Origin of the sequence: Imperialibacter sp., from assembly GCF_040222385.1 — a bacterium.
GTDB lineage: Bacteria > Bacteroidota > Bacteroidia > Cytophagales > Cyclobacteriaceae > Imperialibacter.
Map to the genome: position 1 here is coordinate 122,864 of NZ_JAVKDF010000014.1, position 27,000 is coordinate 149,863.

The 27,000-nt window shown below is 47.5% G+C and carries 18 protein-coding genes; 15 read left to right on the forward strand and 3 right to left on the reverse strand.

Annotated features, from left to right (window positions below; all coding sequences use genetic code 11):
- Positions 1-2 precede the first annotated feature (2 nt).
- Both RIG68_RS03485 and RIG68_RS03490 read right to left on the reverse strand, forming a co-directional pair.
- Positions 3-2,930, reverse strand: a complete 2,928-nt coding sequence (locus tag RIG68_RS03485; protein WP_350118594.1) for an FAD-binding and (Fe-S)-binding domain-containing protein — start codon at positions 2,928-2,930, stop codon at positions 3-5.
- Between the two features lie 79 nt (positions 2,931-3,009).
- Positions 3,010-3,432, reverse strand: a complete 423-nt coding sequence (locus RIG68_RS03490) for a hypothetical protein (protein ID WP_350118597.1) — start codon at positions 3,430-3,432, stop codon at positions 3,010-3,012.
- 126 nt (positions 3,433-3,558) lie between these two features.
- On the opposite strand from RIG68_RS03490, the gene RIG68_RS03495 reads away from it, so the two are divergent.
- The 3 genes from RIG68_RS03495 to RIG68_RS03505 are packed head-to-tail and all read left to right on the forward strand — an operon-like array spanning position 3,559 to position 6,538.
- Entirely contained in the window at positions 3,559-4,161 is a 603-nt protein-coding gene (locus tag RIG68_RS03495) for a YceI family protein (RefSeq protein WP_350118600.1), read from the forward strand.
- Positions 4,162-4,168: 7 nt separating this feature from the next.
- Positions 4,169-5,146, forward strand: a complete 978-nt coding sequence (locus tag RIG68_RS03500; protein WP_350118603.1) for a formylglycine-generating enzyme family protein — start codon at positions 4,169-4,171, stop codon at positions 5,144-5,146.
- Positions 5,147-5,194: 48 nt separating this feature from the next.
- Positions 5,195-6,538, forward strand: a complete 1,344-nt coding sequence (locus RIG68_RS03505; RefSeq protein ID WP_350118606.1) for a Gfo/Idh/MocA family oxidoreductase — start codon at positions 5,195-5,197, stop codon at positions 6,536-6,538.
- A gap of 60 nt (positions 6,539-6,598) precedes the next feature.
- On the opposite strand, the gene RIG68_RS03510 is transcribed toward RIG68_RS03505, so the two are convergent.
- On the reverse strand, positions 6,599-7,591 hold the full coding sequence (locus RIG68_RS03510) for an FAD:protein FMN transferase (RefSeq protein ID WP_350118608.1): 993 nt from the start codon (positions 7,589-7,591) through the stop codon (positions 6,599-6,601).
- 110 nt (positions 7,592-7,701) lie between these two features.
- On the opposite strand from RIG68_RS03510, the gene RIG68_RS03515 reads away from it, so the two are divergent.
- The 12 genes from RIG68_RS03515 (at position 7,702) to RIG68_RS03570 (ending at position 26,999) form a co-directional block, all read left to right on the forward strand.
- Positions 7,702-10,761, forward strand: a complete 3,060-nt coding sequence (locus RIG68_RS03515; protein ID WP_350118611.1) for a PVC-type heme-binding CxxCH protein — start codon at positions 7,702-7,704, stop codon at positions 10,759-10,761.
- A 40-nt stretch (positions 10,762-10,801) separates the two neighbouring features.
- Positions 10,802-11,722 (forward strand): hydroxypyruvate isomerase family protein, encoded by a 921-nt coding sequence (locus tag RIG68_RS03520; RefSeq protein ID WP_350118614.1) that lies wholly within the window; start codon positions 10,802-10,804, stop codon positions 11,720-11,722.
- Positions 11,723-11,923: 201 nt separating this feature from the next.
- Positions 11,924-12,658, forward strand: coding sequence for a hypothetical protein (locus RIG68_RS03525; protein ID WP_350091467.1), 735 nt, complete (start codon positions 11,924-11,926; stop codon positions 12,656-12,658).
- 2 nt (positions 12,659-12,660) lie between these two features.
- Entirely contained in the window at positions 12,661-15,423 is a 2,763-nt protein-coding gene (locus tag RIG68_RS03530) for a TonB-dependent receptor (protein ID WP_350118617.1), read from the forward strand.
- A gap of 4 nt (positions 15,424-15,427) precedes the next feature.
- Positions 15,428-17,161: a hypothetical protein gene (locus RIG68_RS03535; protein ID WP_350118620.1), complete on the forward strand. Its 1,734-nt coding sequence runs from the start codon at positions 15,428-15,430 to the stop codon at positions 17,159-17,161.
- Positions 17,158-18,324 carry a DUF4249 domain-containing protein gene (locus RIG68_RS03540; RefSeq protein WP_350118623.1) on the forward strand — a complete coding sequence of 389 codons (1,167 nt, stop codon included), beginning with the start codon at positions 17,158-17,160 and terminating at the stop codon, positions 18,322-18,324. Before RIG68_RS03535 ends, RIG68_RS03540 begins: the two co-directional genes overlap by 4 nt.
- A 66-nt stretch (positions 18,325-18,390) precedes the next feature.
- On the forward strand, positions 18,391-19,551 hold the full coding sequence (locus RIG68_RS03545) for a DUF4249 domain-containing protein (protein WP_350118626.1): 1,161 nt from the start codon (positions 18,391-18,393) through the stop codon (positions 19,549-19,551).
- Positions 19,548-20,756 (forward strand): DUF4249 domain-containing protein, encoded by a 1,209-nt coding sequence (locus tag RIG68_RS03550; protein WP_350118629.1) that lies wholly within the window; start codon positions 19,548-19,550, stop codon positions 20,754-20,756. Before RIG68_RS03545 ends, RIG68_RS03550 begins: the two co-directional genes overlap by 4 nt.
- Positions 20,753-21,826, forward strand: coding sequence for a DUF4249 domain-containing protein (locus RIG68_RS03555; RefSeq protein ID WP_350118632.1), 1,074 nt, complete (start codon positions 20,753-20,755; stop codon positions 21,824-21,826). Before RIG68_RS03550 ends, RIG68_RS03555 begins: the two co-directional genes overlap by 4 nt.
- A gap of 18 nt (positions 21,827-21,844) precedes the next feature.
- Entirely contained in the window at positions 21,845-23,038 is a 1,194-nt protein-coding gene (locus tag RIG68_RS03560; RefSeq protein WP_350118635.1) for a DUF4249 domain-containing protein, read from the forward strand.
- A gap of 19 nt (positions 23,039-23,057) precedes the next feature.
- On the forward strand, positions 23,058-24,236 hold the full coding sequence (locus tag RIG68_RS03565; RefSeq protein ID WP_350118638.1) for a DUF4249 domain-containing protein: 1,179 nt from the start codon (positions 23,058-23,060) through the stop codon (positions 24,234-24,236).
- A 66-nt stretch (positions 24,237-24,302) separates the two neighbouring features.
- The gene (locus RIG68_RS03570; protein ID WP_350118641.1) at positions 24,303-26,999 is read left to right on the forward strand and encodes a S9 family peptidase; all 2,697 of its coding nucleotides are present in this window, start codon (positions 24,303-24,305) and stop codon (positions 26,997-26,999) included.
- The last annotated feature ends 1 nt before the right edge of the window (position 27,000 follow it).

The window sequence follows — 27,000 nt, forward strand, 5'->3', positions numbered from 1 at the left end:
ATCTACACCAACGCCTCCCAAAGCACTTCCACCGGATGCTTCGCCACCTTGTCAGTTCCGTCCTTGATCTGATGGCGGCAGCTTGTGCCTGGCGCTGCAATGATGGTTTCGTCGGCCTCATTTCTTACTGTCGGAAAAAGCACCAACTCGCCAATTTGCATCGAAACCTCATAGTGCTCTTTCTCATAACCAAAAGAACCCGCCATGCCACAGCAACCGCTTGGTATCAACAGCACCTCGTAGTTTTTGGGAAGACTAAGCATTTTCTTGGAAGGCACGACGGAACTCAGCGCCTTCTGATGACAGTGGCCATGCAGCCTGATTCTTTTCTTTTCTTCAGTAAACTGCTCAGCTTTGATGTTTCCCTTTTCCATTTCCGCTGCCAGAAATTCGTCGATCAGGAAAATGTTCTTTGCAATTTCCCTGGCCTGCTCCTTTACTTCACCTCTGGTCAGGTCTATGTATTCATCCCTGAAAGAGAAAATCGTACTTGGTTCAATCCCCAGCAGTGGCTTTTCATTTGACACCTTACCGGCCAGCAACTTAATATTCTTCTCTGCTAACTTTTTGGCTTCTTTGATCAGCCCTTTGGAGAGGTGGGCCCGACCTGATTCTTCGTGAGTGGGCATTTCGACAACATAACCCAGTTTGTCCAGCAGCTTGACTGCCGTCGCTCCAATTTCGGCGTCGTTATAATCGGTGAACTCGTCGCAAAACATGAGCACGCTTCCCTTGGCTTCAGATGGATCTACAGTCGGTTTGAACTCCTTCTCAAACCAGGCACGGAAAGTTGTTGTGCTCAATCTCGGAATAGGCCTGTCCTGAGCAAAACCCAGGAATGCTTTAATAATGGGTGCAGTAACCGGATTGCTGATGGTGAAATTGTACAAACCGGGCGCTATTGATGCCAGCTTACTGGCTTTGGCAAAGCCTGCCACCATCCTGCTTCGAAAAGGAATGCCATTCGCTTCGTGATAATGTTGGGTAAACTCAGCCTTCAATTTACCCATGTCCACATTGCTGGGGCACTCTGATTTACAGCCTTTGCACGACAAGCACAAGTCCATCACCTCTTTGATTTCTTTGTGGTCGAATGGGTTTTTCTTCGTACTGCTCGTCAGCATTTCTCTGAGCATGTTCGCTCTGGCCCTCGTAGTTTCCTTTTCGTTGCGGGTGGCCATAAAGCTCGGGCACATGGTGCCTCCGCTCAGATGCGTTTTTCTGCAATCGCCGGATCCGTTGCATTGCTCCGCTGCCCGAACAATTCCGAGCGTTTCAGAAAAATCGAAAAATGTATCAATTTCTTTGGTGCCTTGCCCGACCGTATACCGAAGTGATGTATCCATCGGCGGTGTGCGAACGATCTTGCCGGGGTTCAGGATGTTTTCCGGATCAAAAGCGTCTTTGATCCTTTCCATCAACTCATAGTTTTTTTGCCCGACCATCTGAGGGATGAACTCCCCTCGCAACCTGCCGTCGCCATGCTCGCCGCTTAAGCTGCCTTTGTATTTCTTTACAAGGGTCGCTATTTCCTCGGCAATGGTGCGGAACATTTGCTGGCCCTCGGCTGTCTTCAAGTCCAGAATAGGGCGCAGATGCAGTTCGCCAGTGCTGGCATGTGCATAATGCACACTGCTCAGCCCATATTTATGCAGAATTTCATTGAACTCCCTGATATATTCCGGCAGCTCGTTCACATCCACAGCGGTGTCCTCAATCACCGGCACGGCTTTGGCATCTCCTGGCATGTTGGCTAATAACCCAAGCCCTGCTTTCCTCAGCGTCCAAATTTTGCCCATGTCGTCACCAAAGAGAACTGGAAAATGATAGCCCAGGCCAATAGACTGCATCTCAGCAATCATCTCTGCAACATCTCTGTCTCTTTCTTCGGCTGTTTCCCTTCCGATTTCAACCACCAAAATGGCTCCCGGGTCACCCTGAATAAAGAACCTGTTTTTGTTCTGTTCGATGTTGCTCTTGGTACAATCGAGAATGATCTTGTCGATGAGCTCGCAGGCACTTGGGTTGTATTTGAGCGCAACGAGATTGCCCCGCAAGCTTTCTTCGATGGTATTATAGTGAACGCAAACCAGTGCCCTGTCTTTTGGGGGAAGTGGTACAAGATTAAGCTTCAATTCGGTGATAAAAGCAAGCGTACCTTCGGATCCAGCCAGCAGCGAGCAAAGATTGAAGTCGGGGCCCTTTTCGCTGAAAGGCTTTTCCCTCAGGAGCATGTCCATGGCATACCCTGTGTTGCGCCTGGGGATGCTTACCTTGGGGAATTCCCGCTCAATTTCCGCCTGGTTTTCGGGGTCATTTAAAATGTCGAAAAGCTCTCCGTAGATTTCACTTTCCAGGCTGGAGTTACTTTCCACCTTCTCCATGAACTCTTCCTGACCTATTGAATGAAAGACTGCATCGGAGCCGTCACTTAGAATTACTTTGGCCTCCAGAAGATGCTCCCTCGTGCTGCCATACACCACAGAATTGGAGCCGCAGGAGTTGTTACCGACCATGCCACCTACCATCGCCCTGTTAGCCGTAGACGTCTCCGGGGCAAACATCAGGCCGAAGGGTGCCAGGTGTTTGTTCAAATCATCACGCACAACGCCCGGATGTAGCCGCACCCACCTTTCTTCCTTGTTTACCTCAAGAATCCGGGTAAAATATTTGGACACGTCTACCACGATACCGCTGCCTACTACCTGACCTGCCAGTGAGGTGCCCGCAGTACGTGGAATCAGAGAGGTTTTCTGCTTATGAGCAAATTCAATAAGTTTCTTGATGTCGGAAATGCTCTTTGGCATAGCCACAGCGAGCGGCATTTCCTTGTAGGCCGATGCATCCGTAGAGTATAACCTCCGCAGCACATCGTCAATAAAGAACTCTCCTTCCAGGGTCGAGCCGAAGGATTTTAAGGTGTTTTGCATAACTCACAAAGAAGAACTCAAATTTATGAGTTGAATCAAACAAATGAACAATAAGGGGGATATTCTTTATCTCCAGGAGCTAAATCCTTGTGAGCACAAAGTCTTTCTTTTCACCTTGCTCGAAGCTTTTGAGGGTCATGCTCTCATCAGTTTTTTCGTATACTTGCCAGGTGCCGTCTATTACTTTAGATGGTTCTTTTGGATTGGTAAGATCGACGGTCAAAACCTTTGCCGCCTCATCTACCTCATAAGACCCATAGGAATCGTTCTGTCCATTCTTGTTGACAAGAAAATCGCCATTCGAAAATATTTCAAATGTGAATTCCGAGAGCGTTGCTGTTTCGTCAGTTCCAGCCAGCTTGTAAGTTGTAATCGACCATTCTCCTTCAAAGTCCGCCGCTGTAATAGCCACCGGCTTGGGGTCTTCATCTTTGCTGCATCCCAGCACAGCCACTGCCACAAATAGTAAGGCCCATTGCCTCCACACACCTTTCATCGTCATCCGCTTCTTTTTTATTGTATGAATTTAAACAATTAATCAGGCCTTTACACTGATTCGTCAAATGATTCTTCTGGTTCTCGTCATTTTACATTTAATTTATTATTCGAAAGGAATTACTTAAACGAAATGAAAAGAACACACCCGATTTTACTGGCGGTTGCCTTTTTGGCAATTTTTAACCAGAGCTATGGTCAACCCTCAGATTTGAAAGTCAGCAAATCTTCCGAAATGTCTATTTCTGGCACCTCCACACTTCATAGCTGGATCTGCAATGTCACTGACGTAAGCGGCACTGTTAAGGTAGATGAGAAAATTCTCAAAAAAGGCGAATTCAAGAAAGGCGATAAAATAGCGGCGGTGTCTATTACTGTGCCCGTGCTTAGCATCAAAAGCGAACGTGGTGAAACCATGGAGCAGAAAATATACAATGCGCTCAAGTATGAAGAAAATCCAAACATTACATTTTCACTGACCGACAATCAGATCACCTCGCCCGGTAAAGAAGCCTTTGCTGTAGAAGCAAAAGGCAACCTTACGATCGCTGGCAAAACAAAAGCGATCACTCTCGCTGTAGCAGGAAAGCGGGATGCCAGTGGAAAGTATTCGTTCGAAGGTTCCTACAAACTAAATATGAAAGACTATGACATGGAGCCACCAACCGCCATGTTTGGGCAGATAGTAACCGGAGAAGAAGTGGAAATATCATTTAAACTAATTGTGGAGAACTGATAAGATTATGTTGTTGAAAAGATTGCTAACTATTTGCTGCGTTTCGGCAGCAGGTTTGGCTTACGCTCAGGAGGGCCTGGAGCCCATTACCAAGACGATTGAAGGAAGTGAAGTATCGTTCAAAATGGTTCCTATTCCAGCCGGCACTTACACGATGGGCAGCCCCGAAGGCGCAAAAAACAGGGAAGAAGACGAAGGCCCTGTTCATCAGGTAGCGCTGGAGGCATTTTATATGTCTGAGACCGAAGTGACATGGGAACTATACGAATTATTCACTGACAAGGACAAAAGAGCTACCCTTGTGTATGTGGATGAGGCGAGCCAGAAGAAGGCCGACGCTATGGTAAAGCCAAGCACGCCTTACCTGGATCCCAGCTATGGCATGGGTAAATATGGGTTTCCTGCTACCAGCATGACGCAGTATGCAGCCGTTACTTTTTGCAAATGGCTGAGCGAGACCACTGGTGAGTTCTACCGCCTGCCGACTGAGGCCGAATGGGAATATGCGTGCCGAGCCGGTTCAACCACAGCCTATTCATTCGGTGACGACGCAGACTCACTTAAAAGTTATGCCTGGTTCTACGACAACAGCAACGACAAATACCACGAGGTGAAAGGCAAAAAGCCAAACGCCTGGGGACTTTACGACATGCATGGCAATGTGATGGAATGGACGCTCGACCAATACCAGGCCGACTACTATGCAACTGTTGGCGACGGTCAAACAAACCCGTGGAGAAAGCCCACCAACCTACATCCGAGGTCGGCCCGTGGAGGCTCATGGGACGACGACCCGGAAGACCTGCGGTCAGCCAACAGAACAACGTCAACCCCCAACTGGCAAAAGCGTGATCCGCAGATTCCTAAAAGCTTCTGGTGGGCATCAGACGCTCCATTTGTGGGCATTAGGCTCGTAAAGCCAGCTAAGCAGCCTACAAAAGCTGAACAAGCAGCTTTCTGGGCTTCCGTTCTTGACGAAGGTTAACTATATTGATTACCTAAAACTACCAATACATACTTAACACATACCGTTATGACTCATATTGATTCAAAAAATACCTCCGGGCTCAATCGCAGAGATTTCGTAAAGGGTTCTGCCATGGCCGCCGGTGGCATTATGCTCAGCGGACTGGCATGGGATGCCAATGCCATGACCCTGCAAAAACCAAAGGAGCTTAAGCTTGCCCTCGTAGGCTGTGGCGGCCGTGGTTCCGGTGCCGTAGTGCAAGCACTTATTGCCGACCCCAATGTGAAGCTGGTGGCTATGGCCGACGCTTTCAGAGACAGGCTAGACGCTTGCTACAGCAACATTACCAAAGACGATGTAGACGGCAAAGGCAGTTTGAAGGCAAAAATTGACGTGCCGGAAAAGAATAAATTTGTTGGATTTGAAGGCTATAAGAGTGCTATCGATCTGGCTGATGTCGTCATCCTGGCTACACCTCCAGGGTTCCGCCCTTATCACCTGGAGTATGCCATCAAGCAGAGCAAGCATATCTTCTGCGAGAAACCTTTGGCTACAGATGCGGTTGGCATCCGTAAAGTTTTAGGTCTTCTGGAAGAATCGAAGCAAAAGAACCTCAATATAGTCGTTGGTCTTCAGCGTCATTACGAGTCTTCTTATCGTGAGATCATGAAGAGGGTTCATGGTGGCGAAATAGGCGACGTTACGTCAGGCCAGGTTTACTGGAACAGCGCTGGTGTATGGGTGAGAGAAAGACAACCTGACATGACGGAGATGCAGTACCAAATGAGAAACTGGTATTATTTCAACTGGCTGTGCGGCGACCACATCGTGGAGCAGCACATCCACAACATAGACGTGATGAACTGGGCCAAGCAAGGCTACCCGGTGAAGGCGCAGGGCATGGGTGGACGTCAGGTGAGAACCGGCAAGGAGTTCGGTGAAATTTTCGATCACCACTATGTGGAATACACCTATGAAGATGGCGCTATCATGAACAGCCAGTGTCGGCACATCAAAGGCTGCATGGACAAAGTAACCGAAGAAATTGTAGGCACCAAGGGTCGTGCCGATGGCAGCGGCAACATTGTTGACCTCAAAGGAAATATTATTTACAAGCACAGGGGAAAGGACGATCCGAACCCGTACGAGCAGGAGCATGTGGAGTTATTTGCCTCTATTCGCAAAGGCGGCGTGATTAACGATCTTGAAAATGGTGCGAAAGCAACCATGACTGCTATCATGGGCCGTATGGCTACCTACTCAGGAAGGGAGCTCACCTGGGAAGAAGCAATCAATTCTGAGGTGAACTTGTTCCCGGACAGCCTTGCATGGGATGCGAACCCGAAGTCAATGCCCGACAAAAATGGTTTTTATACCATTGCAGTACCGGGTGTAACTCAGGTTATCTGACAAGAAATCGAGTAGCTATCATTAGACCCTGGCGGCTTCAAACCCGTCAGGGGTTTTTATTTAATTGACAAATGACTGGCCAAAGATGAGTTCCTCTACGACGTCGCCATCCTTCTTCCATACCATGGCCGATACCTCGCTGTTTCTTTCCAGGAACCTTCTTATCTCTTCCATTTCCATTACGCAGAAGGCGGTTGCATAAGCATCAGCCTGGGCACCTGATGGTGCTGCAACAATAACAAAGGCACCATTGGTCAACGCCTCCCCGGTTTCGGGATCAATGATGTGTGAGTATTTTCTCCCCCCAAACTCAAGGTATTGATAAATGTCGCCTGATGAGGCAATGAAACAGTTGGAGCATTTGATCAGCTCATTGATGCCAGGGCCGCTGCTATTTTTGTCCTCTAAAAGAAACTCCCACGTAGCTTTGTTGGCAGGAGCATCTGCCGCTGCGATGGAGCTGCCCGTTGACACGAACGACCGTGCAAACCCCTCTCCCTTTAGCACCTTAAGTGCCTCGTCAACAGCATAGCCTTTCCCGATTCCTCCGAAGTCGAGTTTCATCCCCTTTTTTACGTATTTTATTTTGAATGGCAGCCTGCTTGTGTCAAACACAATAGCATCAAAGCCATTGACGGCCAAAGCCTCCGCAATCTGCTGTTGTCCGGGGAGCTCATTTTTTCGTTTTGCCCTTCTCCACAACTGTACCAGCGCACCAATGGTAGGATCAAATGCACCAAAAGTCTGTTCAGACATGGCCTGCGACATTTTGAGCACCTTCCCTAAGTCCTCACTCACTTCTACCCAGTTGGCAGGGGATGTAGCATTGAGCTGCCAGGTTTCGCTTTGTTCTGAGTAGTCGCTCAGCGCCAGGTTAATTTCATCGATTCGGGCAAATGCCTTGTATGCTGCCTGTCGGGCCATAAGGCTGTCAGAGCCATCAATAGTAATATTAAAGATCGCACCCATTTTCGGCTCAGCGAAACTGAACTGCTGGCCCCGGGACTGCAAAACAGATAGTAGCAGTAAGAAAAGTAAAACCGTTGGCTTCAAAACAAGTGACTTTATATAATACAACGCTCAATCATCAAACTAAGCGTGGAATAAACGCAGGTTTTATCTATTTTGAAAGTTGATTTACAGAAACACCTACTTAATTCGTTATGGCAAAGAACATTTCCATGTTTAAAAGGGCGATTGCCTTGTCAATCGCAGCCGCTTTTTTTACCCACTGTTCCAAAGAAACTCCCCCAGTCGATCGCTCCACACTAACCGACGCCCAAAAGCGGTTGCCGGAGTATGCCGTTTCGGGACTGGAAGTGGCTGATGGGTTGGAGGCAACACTCTTTGCTGCCGAGCCCATGATCATGAACCCTACCAACCTCGACGTTGATCCCAGAGGAAGAGTTTGGGTGTGTGAAGCCTTTAACTACCGCAGCGAGCTCAATCCTGGCAACGAAGTAGATGCAAAAGGAGACAAGATCGTTATTTTGGAAGATACTGATGGTGACGGCAAAGCCGACAGCCGAAAAATATTTTACCAGGGAACTGACATCAATGCCGCTCTTGGAATAGCTGTCTTTGGCAACAAAGTCATCGTTTCTTGCAGTCCAAATGTTTTTGTATTCACCGACGAAGATGGTGATGATGTGCCAGACAAAAAGGAAGTGCTTTTTACCGGTCTAGGTGGAGTGCAGCACGACCACGCCATTCACTCCTTTACTTTTGGCCCCGACGGCAAGTTCTATTTTAACTTCGGAAATGCAGGTGACCAGCTTCTGGATAAAGATGGCAATCCCATCATTGACAGGGTGGGCAATGAAGTAAACGGCTCGGGCAATCCATATCGCCAGGGGATGCTCTTCCGCTGCGACACCGACGGCAGCAACATGGAAGTGCTTGGCTTCAACTTCAGAAACAACTATGAACCAGCCGTAGACTCTTATGGCTCCATCTGGCAGTCCGACAACGACGACGACGGTAACAGAGGGGTTCGCATCAACTTCATTCTGGAATATGGCAACTACGGTTTTACTGATGAATTCACCGGCGCTAGCTGGAGCACCCGTCGCACGAATATGGAAAAGGAAATTCCACTTCGCCATTGGCATCAAAACGACCCGGGCTCGGTTCCCAACCTTTTACAAACCGGCGCTGGATCACCTACCGGCATGGTCGTTTACGAAGGGGACTTGCTTCCTGAGAGGTTCAGGAACCAGATGATACACACAGATGCGGGGCCTAATGTGGTTCGGGCATATCCGGTGGAAAAGAAGGGAGCAGGCTACACTGCCTCCATTGTCAATATACTTAAGGGCAATGACGACCCATGGTTCCGACCTTCGGATGTGTGCGTAGCGCCGGATGGCTCATTGTTCGTGGCCGACTGGTATGACCCCGGCGTTGGTGGGCACCAAATGGGCGATCAGACCCAGGGAAGGATTTACCGTGTGGCTCCCAAGGGTGTTGACTATGAGGTAGAAAAGGTAAACGTTTCCAGCGCTGAAGCGGCAGTGAAGTCTTTGCAAAGCCCCAACATGGGCACTCGCTATCTTGCCTGGACTGCCCTTGAGGCAATGGGCAAAGATGCGGAAGCCGAATTGAAAGGCCTTTTGAGTAGCAGTAATCCAAGAATGAAAGCAAGAGCACTGTGGCTGCTGGCGAGGATTGACGGCAAAACAGAGGAATACGTTCAGCTCGCAACCAGCGATGCTGATGAAAACATCAGGATCACAGGGCTAAAAATTGCCAGGAGCCTGCAGGTCGAAAACCTGGATGACTATCTGGCAAAAGCAGCGTCTGACGAGTCGCCTCAGGTAAGAAGGGAAGTGGCCATTGCAGTCCGCTATCTGGATTCACCAAAGGCAGTGGATATTTGGACTGACCTGGCCCTGCAATACGATGGAAAAGACAGGTGGTATTTGGAAGCGCTTGGCATAGGCGCTGACCCAAGAGGTGACGAGTTCTTTAATAAGTGGGTGGAAAAAGGCGGCTTGGAGAAACCAAGAGCAAACGACATTGTGTGGAGAAGCCGGGCCAAGTCGGCCCTGCCAATGCTGGCTAAGCTGGCCACAAACGGAGACGGAGGCATGCATGATAATCTCCGTTATTTCCGTGCCTTCGATTTCCACAAAGATCCTTCAAAAGACAATCTGCTTGCCAGCATGCTAACGATCAAACATCCCCAACAGGATAGTATAAAGATTCTGGCCCTGAGCCATATTTCACAAGAAAAAATCAATTCGGATCCAGCCGTTAACAAAATAATGCGGGGATCGCTGGCACAAATGAAAGGCACCCCAACTTACATGGACTGGGTAAAAAGATATGAGTTGAGGGACCAGGTTCCATCTCTGGTGAGCATCTACACACAGTCGCCAAAAAGTGAATTTGGCCCCGAGGCGATTAAACTTGTGCACCAATTTGAAGGCATCGACTTTTTCAAAAAACAACTTCAGCAAAAAGACAACGAGAAGGTAATCGAAACGCTGAATGCGATGACCAACCTTTGGGGACCCGAGGTTTGGAATACATTCAAGGCCATATCGCTTGACGAAAGCAGAGACCTGGCGGTAAGGAAAGCAGCCATTAAAGCCTACGGAACAGGTTGGTCGACCGAAAACAACCTTTTGGACATGGCACTGGCTAACGAGGTGCCCGAGGAGCTGAAAGAGACCGCCATGTACACACTTCTTAACGGCATAAAAAGCTCTGTGAGGAAAGAGGCTGCCAAAATGCTGGCCGCCGGAGATACCAAATTTGGCTCGATTGAAGAGCTGGTGGCTTTGGATGGAAGTGCTACAAACGGCGCTGCCATGTTTGAGAGAGTTTGCTCAACCTGTCACGTCGTCAACAATAAAGGAACACAGTTTGGCCCGCAGCTGTCAGAAATTGGTGATAAGCTTGGGAAGGAAGGGCTTTATAAGGCAATAATGTATCCTGACGCAGGCATCAGCTTTGGCTATGAGGGCTTTTTGATCACTACGGCAGCCGGCGAAAAAATAGCCGGTTATATTTCCAGCGAAACCAATGACGCACTTGAGGTAACTGTCATTGGCGGTGCCAAAACAAGGTACGCCAAAAAGGATATCGTATCAAAAGAGCCCCTTGAAAACTCGTTGATGCCGACCGGGCTGCACAACGCTTTCACCCAGCAAGAACTGGTCGATTTGGTGGCTTATTTGTCTTCGTTGAAAAATGGAGCGCCGGTTGCTGCCCGATAACACAAAATATACCTACTCAAACACCTAAATAATTAAAGAAATGAATAGAAGAGATTTCATTGGCAGAGCAGCCCTGGCAAGTGGCGCAGTGTCGCTGATGGGAGGAAGTGCCTTTGCACGGCCAAACAAGACTCCCCTCCAGGCTGTTGGCAAGCCATTTAAAATGGACTATGCGCCGCATTTTGGCATGTTTAAAAACCATGTTGGTGATGACCCAATTGAGGAGCTGAAATTTATGTTTGACCAGGGCTTTAGGTCACTGGAAGACAATGGGATGCTTGGCCGCCCTGTTGAAATGCAGAACAAGATCGCAGCGACGCTCGAAAGACTTGGCATGCGAATGGGCGTGTTTGTGATTGACGGCGGCGATAATTGGAAAATTTCCTTGACCACAGGAAAGAAAGAATTTAAAGATAATTTTGTCGACACTTGCAAAAAATCGGTAGAGCTTGCAAAAAGGGTCAACGCAAAGTGGATGACGGTTGTTCCAGGCTTCTATGACGCAAGTTTACCCATAGGGATACAAACAGCCAACGTAGTCGACGCACTAAGAGCTGGTGCAGAAGTACTGGAACCCCATGGGCTGGTGATGGTACTCGAACCGTTAAGTGACAGACCTGACCTCTTCATGCGAACTTCCGCCCAAACTTTCGAGCTTTGCAAAGCCGTGAATAGCCCCGCCTGCAAAATCCTCTACGATATCTACCACATGCAAAGAAACGAGGGAAACCTCATTGCCAATATCAATCTTACGTGGGAAGAAATCGCCTACTTTCAAATTGGCGACAACCCGGGAAGAAAAGAGCCGACTACTGGTGAGATCAACTACAGGAATGTCTTCAAGCATATTTACGACAAAGGATACCGCGGGGTAATGGGCATGGAACACGGCATTTCAAAATCCGGAAAAGAAGGAGAAATGGCGCTTGTGGCTGCTTATAGAGAAGTTGACAATTTTTAGTGAAAAATAAGCCGTTTACCGATACTCATTCATTACAGCCACTTAGGGAATATCCTCCTTGCAAAATGAGGGATTTTTGAACTTAAATAGTTATAGAATGCTGAATTGTGTCAACTTTCGAAGTTGGTACAATTCAGCTCATTCCAGGCTTCAATGCCGGGTTTGACTTTGTATTGATTTTTATCTGTTTTACCTACTTTGATGCGAAAACTACTACCCTTGCTTCAGCTGGCCATAGGCGCTTGTCTGTACAATACTGCTCCGGCACAAAACCTCGTCAGCCAAAATCCCTCCATAGAAGTTCTCAGCAATCAGTACGACGCCGAAGTCGGGTATAGTGGCAGAATATTCAACGGTGCAGAATATGGAATCAAGTATGCAGATGTTGTTGATCACGCTTTTTTAGTTTCTGAGTGGCAACCTGGCAGCATCAACTTCCTTGATAGAGAATACAAAGGACTCGAACTGCGGTATGACATTGTGAATGACCTGGTTGTTCTCAAACACTACAATCCCAATAACGGCATTTCCATTTCCATCATGCCGGCTCAGGAAAAGATCAATTCTTTTACACTTGCTTCGGTAAAGTTTGTTCGCCTGTCTCCGCAGGTTACCGGCGAGCAAAAATCCCGCTTTTACGAACTGATTGTAGACAAAGAATATAAACTGATTGCCAGGCACACAAAAGAAAAGTTCATAGATAAGTCAAGAGGTGCGCCAGTGGTCGGATTTCAACACAAGGTCAAATTATACCTTAAAAAAGACAATGAATTGGTCATCATCAGAAGCAAGCGAGCTCTATTAAAGGTTCTCGAAGACAAAAAGAAAGAACTCGCTGACTACTCAAGAGCCAGGAAACTATACTGGCGAGAAAACCCAAAAAGAGCCGCTGCCGTGTTGGTTAGCCATTATTTTGATTTAAAAGCAGAAAACTGAAAATGAAAAAAGCAGCTACTTTATTACTTATAATAGGGCTCGGGTTCCATTCTCAGGCACAAAACCCAACCATCACCGCTACTTTCAGTGAAACACCCTTTGATCAGGCTGTAAAAACCATTGAAGAGCAGGCAAAAACAGCGATCTTCTACAATCCACAATGGACAGACACTTTACGTGTAAACGCTACTCTTAACTCCGCCTCTCTAAGAGAAGCTTTAACAGCCATCATTCCGTCGTCTTCCGACTTAAGCTTCTTCATCAATTCAGGTGGCAAAGTGATTATATCGAAAGGCTATGTGATCCGGGAAAGCCTCCCTGTTGATTTTTTCACGAGGGAGCCCGTAGAAGACAAAATGGAGGTAGCTGCCCTGGAATTAGAAAAAACAAGAAATAATCAGGGGCCCGTGGAGGCTGCCATTGAAAACAAGACTTTCGAAGTAGGCAAAAAAACAGCAGTGCTAGCCACTGGCAAAGCCACAGTTGCCGGATATGTGAAAAGCATGGCTTCCGGCGAACCTGTGATTGGGGCTTTGGTCTATATCGAAAACCCGAAAATTGGCACCATTACGGATCAGTTTGGCTACTACTCTCTCACCATTCCCAACGGCAAGCAAATGCTGAAAATCCAGAATGTGGGAATGAAAAGCACGAGGCGCCAAATCATTCTTTACTCTGATGGGCTTTTTAACATAGAAATGGAAGAGGACGTGGTGGCTTTGAAGGAAGTGGTAATCGAAGCTGAACGGGATGTGAACGTTACAGGCATGCAAATGGGGCTCGACAGGCTCGACATTCAGTCGATCAAGCAAATGCCTTCAGCTTTTGGCGAGGCCGATATTATGAAAGTAGCCCTAACGCTGCCAGGAGTGCAAAGCGTTGGCGAAGGCTCTAATGGTTTCAACGTGCGGGGAGGCAGCACCAGCCAGAATCTTATTTTGCTGAATGACGCCGTGATTTACAATCCTTCTCACCTTTTTGGCTTCTTCACGGCTTTCAATGCCGACGTGGTAAGGAATGTGGAGTTGCACAAAGCGGGCATTCCGGCAGAGTATGGAGGCAGAATCTCCTCGGTGTTTGAGGTAGACATGAAGGATGGCAACAAGAAAAAATTCGCTGGCAGCGGCGGCATCGGACTTGTCACCGGCCGACTTTCTCTTGAAGGCCCCATTATAGAAGACAAAGCTTCGTTCCTTATCGCTGGCCGAAGCAGTTACTCAGACTGGATTTTGAAAAGGTTGCCAAACGCCACTTTCAAAAACTCCACTGCCGGTTTCAACGATCTGAATGCGAGAGTGACCTACGACATTGATGAGAAAAACAGCGTCTATATTACCGGCTATTTGAGCAATGACAAGTTCAGTCTCAACTCGGATTCATTGTACCAATACACCAACTCCAACGCTTCCATCAAATGGAAAAAAATATTCAATAGCAGACTTTATGGGGTTTTCACGGGAGTTTCCAGCCACTACGACTACAGCCTGTCATCTGAAGATGTTCCTGTAAACGCCTTCAATCTGGGCTACGGCATCAACCAGCACAACTTCAAAGCCGACTTCAGCTACTTTCCGGAGTCCATGCATAAGATCGACTTTGGGCTGAGCAGTATCTATTATGACCTAAGCCCCGGCTTCAATAAACCCGTAGGTGACCAATCCATCCTTCAGGAGAAGATTTTGGAAAAGGAGAAAGGAATTGAATCAGCCATTTATGTGGGCGATAAGGTCGATGTCAACGACAAGCTTTCCGTCTACCTCGGATTGCGCTATTCAATGTACTCTTTTCTTGGGCCAAAAAGTGTTATTCAATATGACCCAACCCGGGCAAAGGATGTAAATACCATGCAGGACACTGTGCAGTATCCTTCAGGCGATTTTATCAAAACCTATCACGGACCGGAATATAGGGCTTCAATGAGGTATGCGTTCAATCCCATCAGTTCTGCCAAGTTGAGTTTCAATAGAATGCGACAGTACATTCATCAGCTGTCCAACACCCAGGCCATTTCTCCTACTGATATCTGGAAGCTCAGCGATTCTTATATCAGTCCGCAGATTGGAGATCAGTTCTCTATAGGGTACTATCGCAATATGAGGTCCAACAGTTTGGAACTGTCAGTGGAAACCTATTACAAGTGGCTAACCGATATGCTTGACTATAAAAACGGTGCAGTGCTTGTGTTGAATGAGCACCTCGAAACTGATGTGATAAAAGCCAAAGGCAAGGCATACGGCCTTGAGATCATGCTGAAAAAGAAAACTGGCAAGCTCAACGGATGGGTAAGCTACACGTACTCCAGAACGCTCGTGCAAATTGCAGGGCAGTTTCCGGAAGAAAGAGTAAACAGAGGTACATACTTCCCCGCCAGCTACGACAAGCCGCATGACCTGACGATTGTTTCAAACTACAAATTCACCAGGAGGATCAATATTTCGGTTAATTACACATACAGCACAGGACGGCCAATTACCTACCCCTTGTCGGTGTATACCATAGGGGGTGCAAACCGGGTCCACTATTCTGACAGAAATGCCTACCGCATTCCTGATTATAGCCGAATGGATCTGTCTATCAACTTCGAAGGCAATCACAAAATCAAGAAGTTAGCGCACAGTTCATGGACCTTCGCCTTGTTCAATGTGCTGGGGCGCAACAATGTGTACTCCATCTACTTTGTGACCGAGCAGGGAGAAATAAATGGCTACAAGCTTTCCGTCTTTGCCCGACCCATTCCAACCATCACCTACAATTTCAGATTCTAATTCCATGAGAAAGCTTAAAGCCATTTTTGGAAGAACGTTACCAAAAGCATCTGTGCTCCTATGGGTGCTGACCACAAGCAGCCTGGTTCAGGCTCAGGACATTTCCTACAGAGAAGAGATTCATATACACCACGATGGCCCTGTATATTTAACGGGTGATCGGGTAAGGTTTTCAGTAACATGTCTCGATCAGTCAAATCACCTGCTTTCACCACTTAGCAGGCTGGCTTATGTTGAACTACTCGACAGCGAAAACGTACCACTGGCACAATCGATCATCGATTTGAAAGATGGAAAAGGAAAGGGCGACATTCTTTTGCCATTTACCGCCACTTCAGGCGACTACATCTTGAGAGCCTACACCAAGTGGATGCGAAATTCTCCCCCCGAGGACTATGCTTATTCAATCGTTACCATTATCAATCCATTTAAGTCGCTTGGGCTGTCAGAAAGCAGTGAAAAGCCAGCAACGAGAAAAGCCTATGCTCCCACAGCGGGTCTGACGATATCAACCGCCAGCGAAGTGTATCGCTCAAGGCAAAAAGTAACCATCAACCTTGGCTTGAATGGCGTAGAAGGTAGACCTGCTAATGGGCTGGTGTCAGTTTCTGTAAGCAAGGTGCCTGATTTCTTCATGACGGATCAGGAAAATTCCGGGAAGCTTCCGGTGGTTGTCAAAAAAAATCCCTCCCAGGCTTCATTTAAACCCGACAGGCACTACCTGCCTGAAACGAAGGGGCAATTCCTCACTGGTAAAGTATATGAATCGGGCACCACAACCCCAAAGGCAAATGAATTGATCTACTTGTCCATTATTGGAACTCAACCGGAATTTTATACTTCAAAAGCTGACAGCGAGGGCATCATCCGGTTCGAGATTGTGGACTTTTATGGCCAGGGGGAGGTGCACCTGCAAAGCAGCGATCCTGATGCCAATGTAGATATAGTTATCGATCCTTCGTTTTCAGAGGCCTTTGTTGCACTTGAGGTTCCGTCACTGAATATTGATGAGAAGTGGGAGAGTTACCTCACTCAGGCAAGCCAGAATATGCAGGTTAGAAATGTGTATTCCAGCATTATCCCATTTGATGAACACCAGCCGTCGGCTGACTCATTACCTTTTTATGGCATTCCCGATCAGAAATACTACCTGGATGACTACACAAGGTTCCCTTTGATGGAAGAGGTGCTGAGGGAATATGTAGCTGGTATTTTCCCAAGAAAAAGAAACGACGAATTCTATTTTAAGATGGTGAACGTGGAAAAAAATGAGATCATGAACGATGAACCGCTGATGCTCTACGATGGCCTTCCAATTAAAAAGGCGAACACCATTATGGAGCTGGATCCTCGCCTTGTGAAGCGGATTGATATTGTGACAAAAAGATACTTAATGGGGGGGGCAATTTTTGATGGCATCACCAGCTTTCATTCATATAAGGGCGACCTGGCAGGGCTAGACCCGGCACTCATTGTTGGCCAGGAATATTCTTTTGTTGGGGTGCAGAAAGGGGCGAAGTATGTGTTCCCCGACTACGACGATGTTAACTCCACATCGACATTGCCAGACTTCAGAAACACCCTGTATTGGACTGACAGCAGGGAGATCAGTGACGGGCTTGGAGAAGTAGTGTTTTTTACCGGAGACGATACCGGGACATATTTGATTGACGTTGAAGGAATCTCAGACTCAGGCGACTTGATCTCTCAAAAAAGGTTTTTCAAAGTGGAGAAATGAGAATCATCACCCTGGCCATACTGATATTTTTCGTGAGTGTTGGCTGCCTCGAAAGATTCGAGCCGCAAGGAACGAAGTTGACCAACCTATTGGTGGTGGAAGGGCAGCTTACAACTGGTGCGGAGAGCAACACAATCAAACTCTCCAGAACCCGGGCCATAGGCATGAAGGACATGATACCAGAGCAAAATGCCATAGTGAAAGTGACAGATGGCCACTCGAACGACTACCTTTTTAAGGAAACGCTACCCGGCACATATTACAATCCGACGGCAGATTTGACAGCAAAGGTGGGAGAAAAATATGTACTCGATATTGTAACCACCGGAGGCAGTCACTATCAATCCAGTCCGGTTACGCTTAAGCAAACTCCCCCTATAGAAAAAGTATATTATCGCAGTGAAACCAGGCTGACTAACGATGGGAGAGTGTTGTCAGGTATTGCCGTTTATCTCGATGCCTTCGACAAGAATAACAACACCAACTACTACCGTTGGGAGTGGACAGAAAATTGGGAAATTCAAATGCCCGTCAACTCAAAATTCGACTTTCAAGTCGATAAAGATACAGTCGGAATGGGTTATCCCATACCTAAAATTCTGCCAGTGAACATTTGCTACAACTCCGACACCTCCAGCAGAATAATGGTAGCTAGTACCAAAACGCTCTCAGAAGATCGTGTTAAGAAATATGAAATCAATTTCACGAGCACTACGGGATTCAAATTAAAGAGCCTGTATGGTATTATAGTAAAGCAATATGCTCTTGACGAAGCAGGTTACAAATACTGGGAGGCTTTAAGAGCGAGCAGTGAAGGGGTAGGTACCCTATTTGACCCACAGCCCTATGAGCTTACCGGAAATGTGTTTAATACGAGTGATGAGAGCGAGCCGGTATTGGGTTATTTTGATGCCAGCACCGTGTCAGTCAATTCGCTGGTAGTCATCCGTGACCAACTCGATTCGCTTGTTTACCCTTTGGAACAATGTTTCTTTGAGAAAGACACTGTGCCTTACCGGCTCGTTCAAGACTACCTACAGGCTGGTTACCTTATCGATACCACAGGTCTGTTTGGCAGCACTTATGTGGTAATGGCTCCTGTTGACTGTAGCGACTGTCGACTCTATGGGTCGCTGGAGCGCCCAAAATTCAGACCTGATTGACAATTGGCCAAATTATGTAACATATCGTCCCAAGACTTCTTTGTTAAAGGTAAAAATCTCTTCAGAGTGACGTTCACCCTTTTGATAGGGTTCGACCTCGTTGGATGCACCGAGCCTTTTACTCCAGAGTCCAAAGCTTACAAAGGTGTTCTTGTGGTTGACGGGTTTGTATCAGACGCAGAAGCCAGATCATCAATAAAACTGACACGCAGCTCCCCTATCGACGTTGCAATTCCCACCCCTGAATTAAACGCCATCGTATCGGTGATAAATAAAGAGGGAAAAAGTTTCGAGTTTGAAGAAACCTCGCCTGGCATTTACCAGAGCATAGCGGCAGGTTTTAAGGGTGTGGTCGGACAAGCATATTCGCTTGATATTTTGACTGACAATGGGAATCACTACCAGTCCAGGCCTGTTTTACTAAAAAAATCACCGCCGATAGATAGTGTTTATTTCGAACCCTCCGTCAGGCTGTCGGATATTGACGGAGATACAATTACAGGAGCAGCCATATTTGTTGACACACATGACGACACAAATTCCACTAAGTATTACCGCTGGGAATGGGAGGAAGATTGGGAAATAAGAGTACCGTACCCCAACACATACGACTGGATTACCTACGAGGACGGCAAATTCGGGTTTCCAAAAGAAAATGGAAATCAGATCGGCCTGTGTTATAGCCACCAAGTGGGTAGAAACATCCATATCGCCACTACCAATCAGCTATCAAGTGACCAGATCAGTAAGTTTGAGCTCAACTACGTCACAACCCGGGATGGCTATAAGTTAAGGTCTCTTTATAGCATTTTAGTACGGCAATATGCGCTCGATGAAGAAGCCTTCTTATATTGGTCGGAGCTCGAAAAGACCTCTGAAACACTGGGTACTTTGTTTGATCCCCAGCCCTATGAATTGCGAGGAAACGTTTTTAACACTGACGACCCCGACGAAACCGTTCTGGGCTATTTTGGTGCCAGCACGGTTGAAGAGAAGCGCCTCTACATTACCCGTGAACAGCTTAAGGACATCAAATACCCAACCAACCCCTGTGGACAGGATCTGCTTGAGGTTGAATACAGGTATGTGTACGACCATTTGGAAGCCGGCTACGTTATTGCTTACCTCGGCGACTACGGGGCTATCTCCCTGTATATGGCACCGAAAGATTGTTGCGACTGCAGATTTCATGGCGTATTGGAGAAACCTGACTTCTGGCCGCAATGAGAGCACTTATAAAACCAACAAAGATTTATTTCGGCACCATCGTCCTTTGTTCCATTGGGCTGGGTACGAGTTGCATTGAGCTTATTTCACCGGAGACCTCAACAGCTCCTAGAGCGCTGGTAGTTGAAGGGTCGGTGTCCGACGAAGTTGGCCCTTACACGGTTAAACTGACTCGCAGTAACCCGATTGGTACTTACTCACCAACGCCCGAAGTAGGAGCGACAGTGTCAGTCAGGGTTGAGCACGGTGCCGAATATCTTTTTGCAGAAGACTCGCCAGGCGTCTACCAGAGCAATCCTGCCAACTTCACTGGCACCGCCGGTGCCAGGTATACGCTCCAAATCGTCACTGCTGATGGCAGAAAATACGAATCAGACGCCATTGAATTAAAAAAAGTGCCGACCATTGATAGCGTTTATTTTGAAGCCTCAACCCGGCTTGCTGATGTAACAGGCGATACCATCACAGGGGTAGAAATATTGCTGGATACTCACGACTCTTCAAATGCTACCACATATTATCGCTGGGAGTGGGAAGAGGTTTGGGAGATTAAAGTACCTTACCCAAATACCTATGATTGGGTGGTGTGGCCCGTTTTAATTCCAACGGCCGAACGTTTCGGTTACGAAGTTCCCAATAATCGGCATGTGGAGAGATGTTACAGCTCCACACGGTCGAATGGCCTGCTCCTCAGTTCTTCGCTTGGGCTGGCGCAAGATCGTATCAGCAAATACGAACTTACCTACGTTAGCACGGAAGGCTACAAATTGAATTCTTTGTATAGTATACAGGTAAAGCAATACGCCCTTGATGAAAAGGAATACCACTATTGGTCGGAGTTGAAAAAGCTTTCTGAATCGCTGGGAACGCTATTTGACCCACAACCATACGATCTCCGTGGGAATATGCATAGTTTAGATGACCCGGCCGAGGCAGTGCTCGGCTACTTCAGCGCTAGTACTATCTCAACAAAACGACTGTATATCAACCGGTCTGAACTTGCTGACGTCAAATTTCCCTACAGCATATGCGCCCAGGAGCTCGTTTATGTAGAAAACAAGTACGTTCAAAATCACATAGAAGCTGGATACTTGATTGCTGCATTAGGTGACTATGGCTCGGGGCACTACTACCTGGCTCCGGCTGAATGCTGCGACTGCCGGTACAATGGTGTATTGGAAAAACCTGACTTTTGGCCATTATGAGCGAAGCGATTGTTTCAGCATATATCTCCAGAAAGCTAGCACTGGTTTTGCCCATCGTTTTCATTTTTGAAGGGTGCATTGAACCATTTGATGGCAAATCGACAGACTATGAAAAGTTGTTGGTAGTAGAAGCCGCCATATTCGACACGCCTGGCCCCTATCAGGTTCTCCTTTCAAGGAGCAGACCGTTCGGCACCCTTAACTCTTTACCTCAGACTGGTGCTTCGGTTTGTGTGACCACACTTGAGGGCGCATGTTATCCATTTACAGAAGTGGCTCCGGGCAAATATCTCAGCGACTCGGCAGAATGGCGAGGGCAGCCGGGCACAACTTACAAGCTGGAAATTGACCTAAATGGAATTCATTTCGAGTCCTCCGAGGAGCTTCTTCGAAGCACACCGGCCATAGATAGTGTGTACTATGAGCCTGAGGAGCGGTATACTAACACAGATGAAGTGTTGTCGGGAATAGCCTTATTTGTCGACACACATGACGAAAACAACTCGACCAGGTTCTATAAATGGACATCCATTGAAAGCTGGGAAATAAAGATAGAATATCCCATCGATTTCAACCTCTGGAAATGTTACGACTCCGACACGTCCAAAATTATTCAAGTTGCCACCACCCATGGGTTATCGAAAAATGTAGTAAGCAGGCATGAACTCAATTATGTAAGCACGGAAGGATTCCGGCTTGGTTCCTATTACAGTCTGCTGGTGCAACAGTCGGCCATCGACCAAAAAGCCTATAGCTACTGGTGGGAGATCAAGCAATCCAACGAAATGGCTGGCTCTTTGTTTGACATTCAGCATTACCCTATCAGAGGAAATATTCACAATAAGTCGGACGCCGAGGAGGTGGTTTTAGGGTATTTCGAGGTGCTATCGATACAGGATAAGCGAATCTTTATCTCAAGAAGAGATGTCAAAGATCTCAACTTTCCCGGGCCCTCGTGCTATAGTGTGTGGGATGGGCCGCCACCTGACCCACGGTTTTTACCCAGACGCTGTACAGACTGCACCTACCATGGTGGCTCATTGAAGAAACCTGACTTTTGGCCTATCTAATACTTTAAACAAAAAAAATTGAAAATCACTGACACAATATCCTTTCAAAGAAAGCTATTTATTACCGGAAGAAATGCGCTATTGCTTGTGCTTTTAGGTAGCTGCGTTGAACAGTTCGACCCAAAAGTAATTGCCTACCAAAGCGTATTGGTAGTAGATGGTTACCTCTCCGATAAAGCTGAGCCTTACAGGATTAATTTGTCACGGTCGAGAGCCCTAAATAACGAAGACTTTCTTCCTGAGCTTGGTGCCAGTGTTTCAATCATAGGCAGCGAGGGCGAAACCTATCCACTAGTCGAAAGCGACTCTGGCCGATATGTGAGTAACCCCAACGAGTTTGTGGCTTCGACCGGGCAGACTTACACACTTGACATTGTAACAACTAGTGGAAATCACTATCAGTCTGATCCTGTCACGGTAAAAGTTACACCTCCTATCGACAGCGTGTATTTCAAAACAGAGCGACGCATCAATGACGACGGCCTCGAAATGGACGGCATCAAAATATTGGTTGACGCCCATGACCCCACGGCGAGTACCAACTATTACCGCTACGAATGGAAGGAAACATACGAGATTTCGCTGGCGTACGCTGCACCGTGGGATTATGACTCCATGGCGCCCGACCCCAGGTTCCCAATAAAACCAATTGCGGTTTTTGCCGCAAATTGCTACAATTCACGCCGCGGAAATTCCATTCTTACGGTGAGCACCGACCAGCTATCAGAAGACAAGGTAAGTGAGTTCGAGATTAACTATGTGAGCACGGCCGACTATAAGCTGCGAAAAAGATACAGCATACTCGTTGAGCAATTTGCACTGGATGAGGATGCATTCCACTACTGGTCCGAACTCCAAAAAAATTCCGAGAACCTCGGAACGCTATTTGATCCACTTCCCTATGAGCTCCGTGGAAACGTTAGAAATCTGGATGACCCTGACGAGGTCATAGTTGGTTATTTTGATGCGGCCCAGTCTTCACAAATGAGGCTGTTTGTTGACGGAATTGAGTTAAGAGATTTATCGTTTCCGTCCACCGGCTGTCCAAACTCACTTGATACGGTGGCCCTTCAGGACATCCCTCTCAATTTGACACGGAATTACCTTATTTCCGTATTAGGGCCATACCCGGTTGAATATGTTCTTATGGCACCAAGGCGGTGCGCCGATTGTAGAGTTTACGGATCGTTGGAAAAACCGGATTTTTGGTAAATGATAAACAGTTTCAACCTTGAAAGGAAACAGTTTTTTAATCGGCCTTCTTATTCTCACATTGTGGGGCTGCGTGGAACCTTTTGAGCCAGAAACAGGAGGCTTTGAAAGTGTGCTGGTGGTGGAAGGCAACATCTCCGATGCCGATGAGCCCTACCTCATCACTGTGAGCAGAACTGCGCCGCTGGACGCCTCCGGAGCCATTCCCGAAAAAGGTGCCTTTGTCCAGGTGAAAGACGAAGAGGGAGCTGCTTTCCTATTTACCGAGGTTGCGCCCGGCAAGTATCATAGCAACCCACTTGGCTTTATCGGATGTTCTGGTAAAAACTACACCTTGAGCATTATCACATCATCAAACCAGCGTTATGAGTCTGAAGTCGTCACGCTGAAACCTACTCCTCCTATCGACAGTATTTATTTTGAACGAGAGATACGCTTAACTGACGCCGGAGACAGCCTGGACGGGGTAAGAATTATGGTAGATGCACATGATCCACTTGGAACGTCCGTGTATTACAAATATTCATGGATAGAAACGTACGAAATACGACCGCACTATCCTTCTTTCTATGAATGGGATTTTTCGGTAACTCCAGCAGCCTTCGTCCGCCGCAATCCAGAAATTAATCTTTGTTTTAAAACCGACTCCTCCCGACAAGTGCTGATCACCAGCACGGCGAACCTAAAAGCAGACAGGGTAAGTGAATTCGAAGTGAATTATGTGAGCACTGTTTCGTTTAGGCTTAAATCACGTTATAGCATTCTTGTCCGGCAACAAACAATAAGTGAAAAGAGCTTCAGGTATTGGAGCGAGGTAAAAAAAACGTCCGAAAGCTTGGGAACACTCTTCGACCCTCAACCCTATCAGCTGACTGGCAACGTGCATAACGTTGACGACCCTGAAGAACCAGTGCTTGGCTATTTTGACGCCAGCAGTGTTGCGCAAAAACGAATTTTTATTGATCGGAAAAAAGACTTGCACAGCCTGACCTATCCCGCCGAACCATGCATCAGTCAACTAAAAACCTTCTCGCCACAGGAGGAAGGAGACGTGGCCAAAGACGAGTTCAATCTTTTTATCTCGTGGGGCTACTTAATAGTTGATGCGGAAGGCCTACTATGGGCTCCCCCGGAATGTGCCGACTGTCGTCTTTACGGCACGCTGGAAAAACCCGACTTCTGGCCTGACTCTCCCTGACGAAATTATACTATAAAGTATCAACGCCTTTCGCTAATTTCCGCTTCTAATTAACCCTATCTGAAAATGAAGAAGCTATTTATCCTGGCAATTGCCGTAGTGTCTGTAGCACATTTTTCATCCGCTCAAAAATGGACAGTGGATGATGTGGTCAATCAGGAGTCTCTTTCCAACGCAATTTTTTCTGACGACAACAACCTGGTGGCCTGGGTGAAACGCAGGCCTGCTCCCGACAAGGACAGCTTCGTGTCCGACATTTATCTAACTAGGCTGAATAGCAAAGACAAGGACGGCAACTTCAAAACAGTGCAGCTTACCAGAGGCGACGAGTCGGAAAGCAATCCTGTCTTTTCTGCCGATGGAGAAACTATCTACTTCCTTTCTTCCAAAGCCAAGGGCAAAAACCTTTGGGCTTTGTCGCTACTTGGTGGAGAAGCTTACGTAGTCGACTCTTTTGACGTGTCCATTTCACAGCTAAAAAGGCTGGATGCGACAACCCTGATTTTCAAAGCCGAAGAAGGCAAGACGCTTTATGAGTCCGAAATAGAAAAGAAAAAAGACAATGTGCAGGTAATTGAAGACTCCCTGCATGTGAAGCCAAGCAGGTTATTCACGTTCGATACGGACAAGAAAAAAGTACAAAGGGTAACTGACAACCAATTCCCCATCAGCAGCTACGCTATTTCGCCCGATGGCAAATGGGTAGTTACCTCGCAGACAATGTCGCCTCATTATGGTGTGGATGGCAAGCCTTCCCCCACACACCACCTTTGGAACCTCTCTGACAAAACGAGTCAAGAGATACTGACTACAGGTTATCAAACCCCGGGCAACTTCCAGTTTGCTGCCGACAACAGCGGATGCTATTTCACAAGCGTCCTTTCGTCCAACCCCGAATGGCAAGGTGCAGGTATCGACCTGCTGCATTTTTATGCTCTTGCAAACAATAACGTTACGCAAGTCAACCTGGGGCACGACTGGGGCTTGGGTGCTGGCTACGATGTGGCTGGGTCTCTCGTGATAGGCTCACTGGCAAAAGGCGCCTATAATGGGCTGGCTTTTTATAGCAAAAACGAGGGCAACTGGAGCAAGGAAATCATCAGTGCAGGCAACTACACCGATCATTTGAGTGTGGTAGCGGCGGCCAAAAATGGGGCAAAGCTATTAGTGGGATACTCCACAGCGTCTCTTCCCACCCAAGTTCGGGTAGCGGAAGTTGTCAAAGGAAAGAAGGGCAATTCGCTGGCCGTTGGTCAGGAACTAGCCAAACTTAACCCGCATTTGGAGAAAAAACCGATGACAAAATCGGAAGTGATTACGTGGACAGGCGCCCTGAACGAGGAAGTAACGGGCATTCTCTATTACCCAACCGACTTCGAAGCCGGGAAAAAATACCCGCTCATCGTAGCCATTCACGGTGGCCCGTCGGGTGTGGACATGGATAGATGGGCCGATCGCTGGGGATATTATCCTCACCTGATGGCCGAGAAGGGCGTGTTTACCCTCAAACCCAACTACCATGGTTCATCCAACCACGGACAGAAATTTGTCGAGTCCATCAAAGGGCATTACTATGAGTACGAGCTGCCAGACATCATCAATGGCATCAAGCTGTTGAACGAAAAAGGGTATATCTACGAAGACTCCATGGCGGTAATGGGCTGGTCGAACGGTGCCATTCTGGCGACTATGCTCACAGTGGAGCACCCCTTCTTGTTTAAAGTGGCTGCTGTAGGTGCTGGCGATGTGAATTGGACTTCAGACTATGGCAATTGTCAGTTCGGTGTCACTTTCGATCAGAGCTACTTCGGTGGTGCGCCATGGGACAACCGCAATGGCAAAACCTACAACGAAGCCTACATCCTGAAGTCGCCGCTGTTTGAAATGGAGAAAGTGAAAACACCCACACTCATTTTCCACGGCAGCGAAGACCGGGCTGTGCCACGGGACCAAAGCTGGGAATATTACCGGGCCCTCCAGCAAATTGGCCAAGCCGATGTGCGCTTCCTATGGTTTCCTGGCCAGCCCCATGGGTTGCAGAAAATCACTCACCAGCAGCGCAAGATGACAGAAGAAATTGCCTGGTTCGACAACTACCTGTGGGGCAAAGCCGACAGGACCAACGAGGCATTCAAAAAAGGTAGCCCGCTTGCCCAACTGATCAGCAAGGAGAAAGCGAAAATGACAAACGGAGCCTATGGCGAAACGGTGAAGGGAAGCCTGATACCCGAAACTGCTGCGACTAAAAAAGACTCTATTGCCATTGGCAAATTTGAAGTGACTAATGCGCAGTTCAAAGCCTATAGCAGCGAGTTCAGCTACCCGGCCGGGCAGGACAATTTCCCCGCAGTGGTGAGTCTGGAGCAGGCGAAAGGCTACACCTCGTGGCTAAGCACTCAAACCGGCCAAACCTACCGGTTGCCTTCAACGGCAGAAGCCAAAAAGCTGCACGACCTGGGCCTCAAGTCGGCTGCGAAGGAAAACACGCTCAACTACTGGGCTGGCTACGACATCACCATCGACGACCTGACCGACTTCAAAGCAAAATTAGCTGACGTAAAGAGCTCACTGCTCAAAGAGGTTGGCTCATTCCCAGCCTCCAAGGTAAAAGAGGCTGAAGTCTACGACCTTGGCGGCAACGTGGCAGAATATGCCTCCGATGGAAACACCTACGGTTTTGGTGCCTATGATTTTGCCGACGAAAAGGCTGGAGTAATAATGGCAGACAAAAGGAGTGTTGGGTTTAGGGTGGTGAAAGAATAAA

Excerpts from the sequence above, each read along its gene's own strand:
- RIG68_RS03525 (WP_350091467.1), top strand. The coding sequence starts at position 11,924 with ATGCGAAAACTACTACCCTTGCTTCAGCTGGCCATAGGCGCTTGTCTG.
- RIG68_RS03550 (WP_350118629.1), top strand. The coding sequence starts at position 19,548 with ATGAGAGCACTTATAAAACCAACAAAGATTTATTTCGGCACCATCGTC.
- RIG68_RS03530 (WP_350118617.1), top strand. The coding sequence starts at position 12,661 with ATGAAAAAAGCAGCTACTTTATTACTTATAATAGGGCTCGGGTTCCAT.
- RIG68_RS03555 (WP_350118632.1), top strand. The coding sequence starts at position 20,753 with ATGAGCGAAGCGATTGTTTCAGCATATATCTCCAGAAAGCTAGCACTG.
- RIG68_RS03515 (WP_350118611.1), top strand. The coding sequence starts at position 7,702 with ATGGCAAAGAACATTTCCATGTTTAAAAGGGCGATTGCCTTGTCAATC.
- RIG68_RS03505 (WP_350118606.1), top strand. The coding sequence starts at position 5,195 with ATGACTCATATTGATTCAAAAAATACCTCCGGGCTCAATCGCAGAGAT.
- RIG68_RS03535 (WP_350118620.1), top strand. The coding sequence starts at position 15,428 with ATGAGAAAGCTTAAAGCCATTTTTGGAAGAACGTTACCAAAAGCATCT.
- RIG68_RS03570 (WP_350118641.1), top strand. The coding sequence starts at position 24,303 with ATGAAGAAGCTATTTATCCTGGCAATTGCCGTAGTGTCTGTAGCACAT.
- RIG68_RS03540 (WP_350118623.1), top strand. The coding sequence starts at position 17,158 with ATGAGAATCATCACCCTGGCCATACTGATATTTTTCGTGAGTGTTGGC.
- RIG68_RS03520 (WP_350118614.1), top strand. The coding sequence starts at position 10,802 with ATGAATAGAAGAGATTTCATTGGCAGAGCAGCCCTGGCAAGTGGCGCA.
- RIG68_RS03495 (WP_350118600.1), top strand. The coding sequence starts at position 3,559 with ATGAAAAGAACACACCCGATTTTACTGGCGGTTGCCTTTTTGGCAATT.
- RIG68_RS03485 (WP_350118594.1), bottom strand. The coding sequence starts at position 2,930 with ATGCAAAACACCTTAAAATCCTTCGGCTCGACCCTGGAAGGAGAGTTC.
- RIG68_RS03500 (WP_350118603.1), top strand. The coding sequence starts at position 4,169 with ATGTTGTTGAAAAGATTGCTAACTATTTGCTGCGTTTCGGCAGCAGGT.
- RIG68_RS03490 (WP_350118597.1), bottom strand. The coding sequence starts at position 3,432 with ATGACGATGAAAGGTGTGTGGAGGCAATGGGCCTTACTATTTGTGGCA.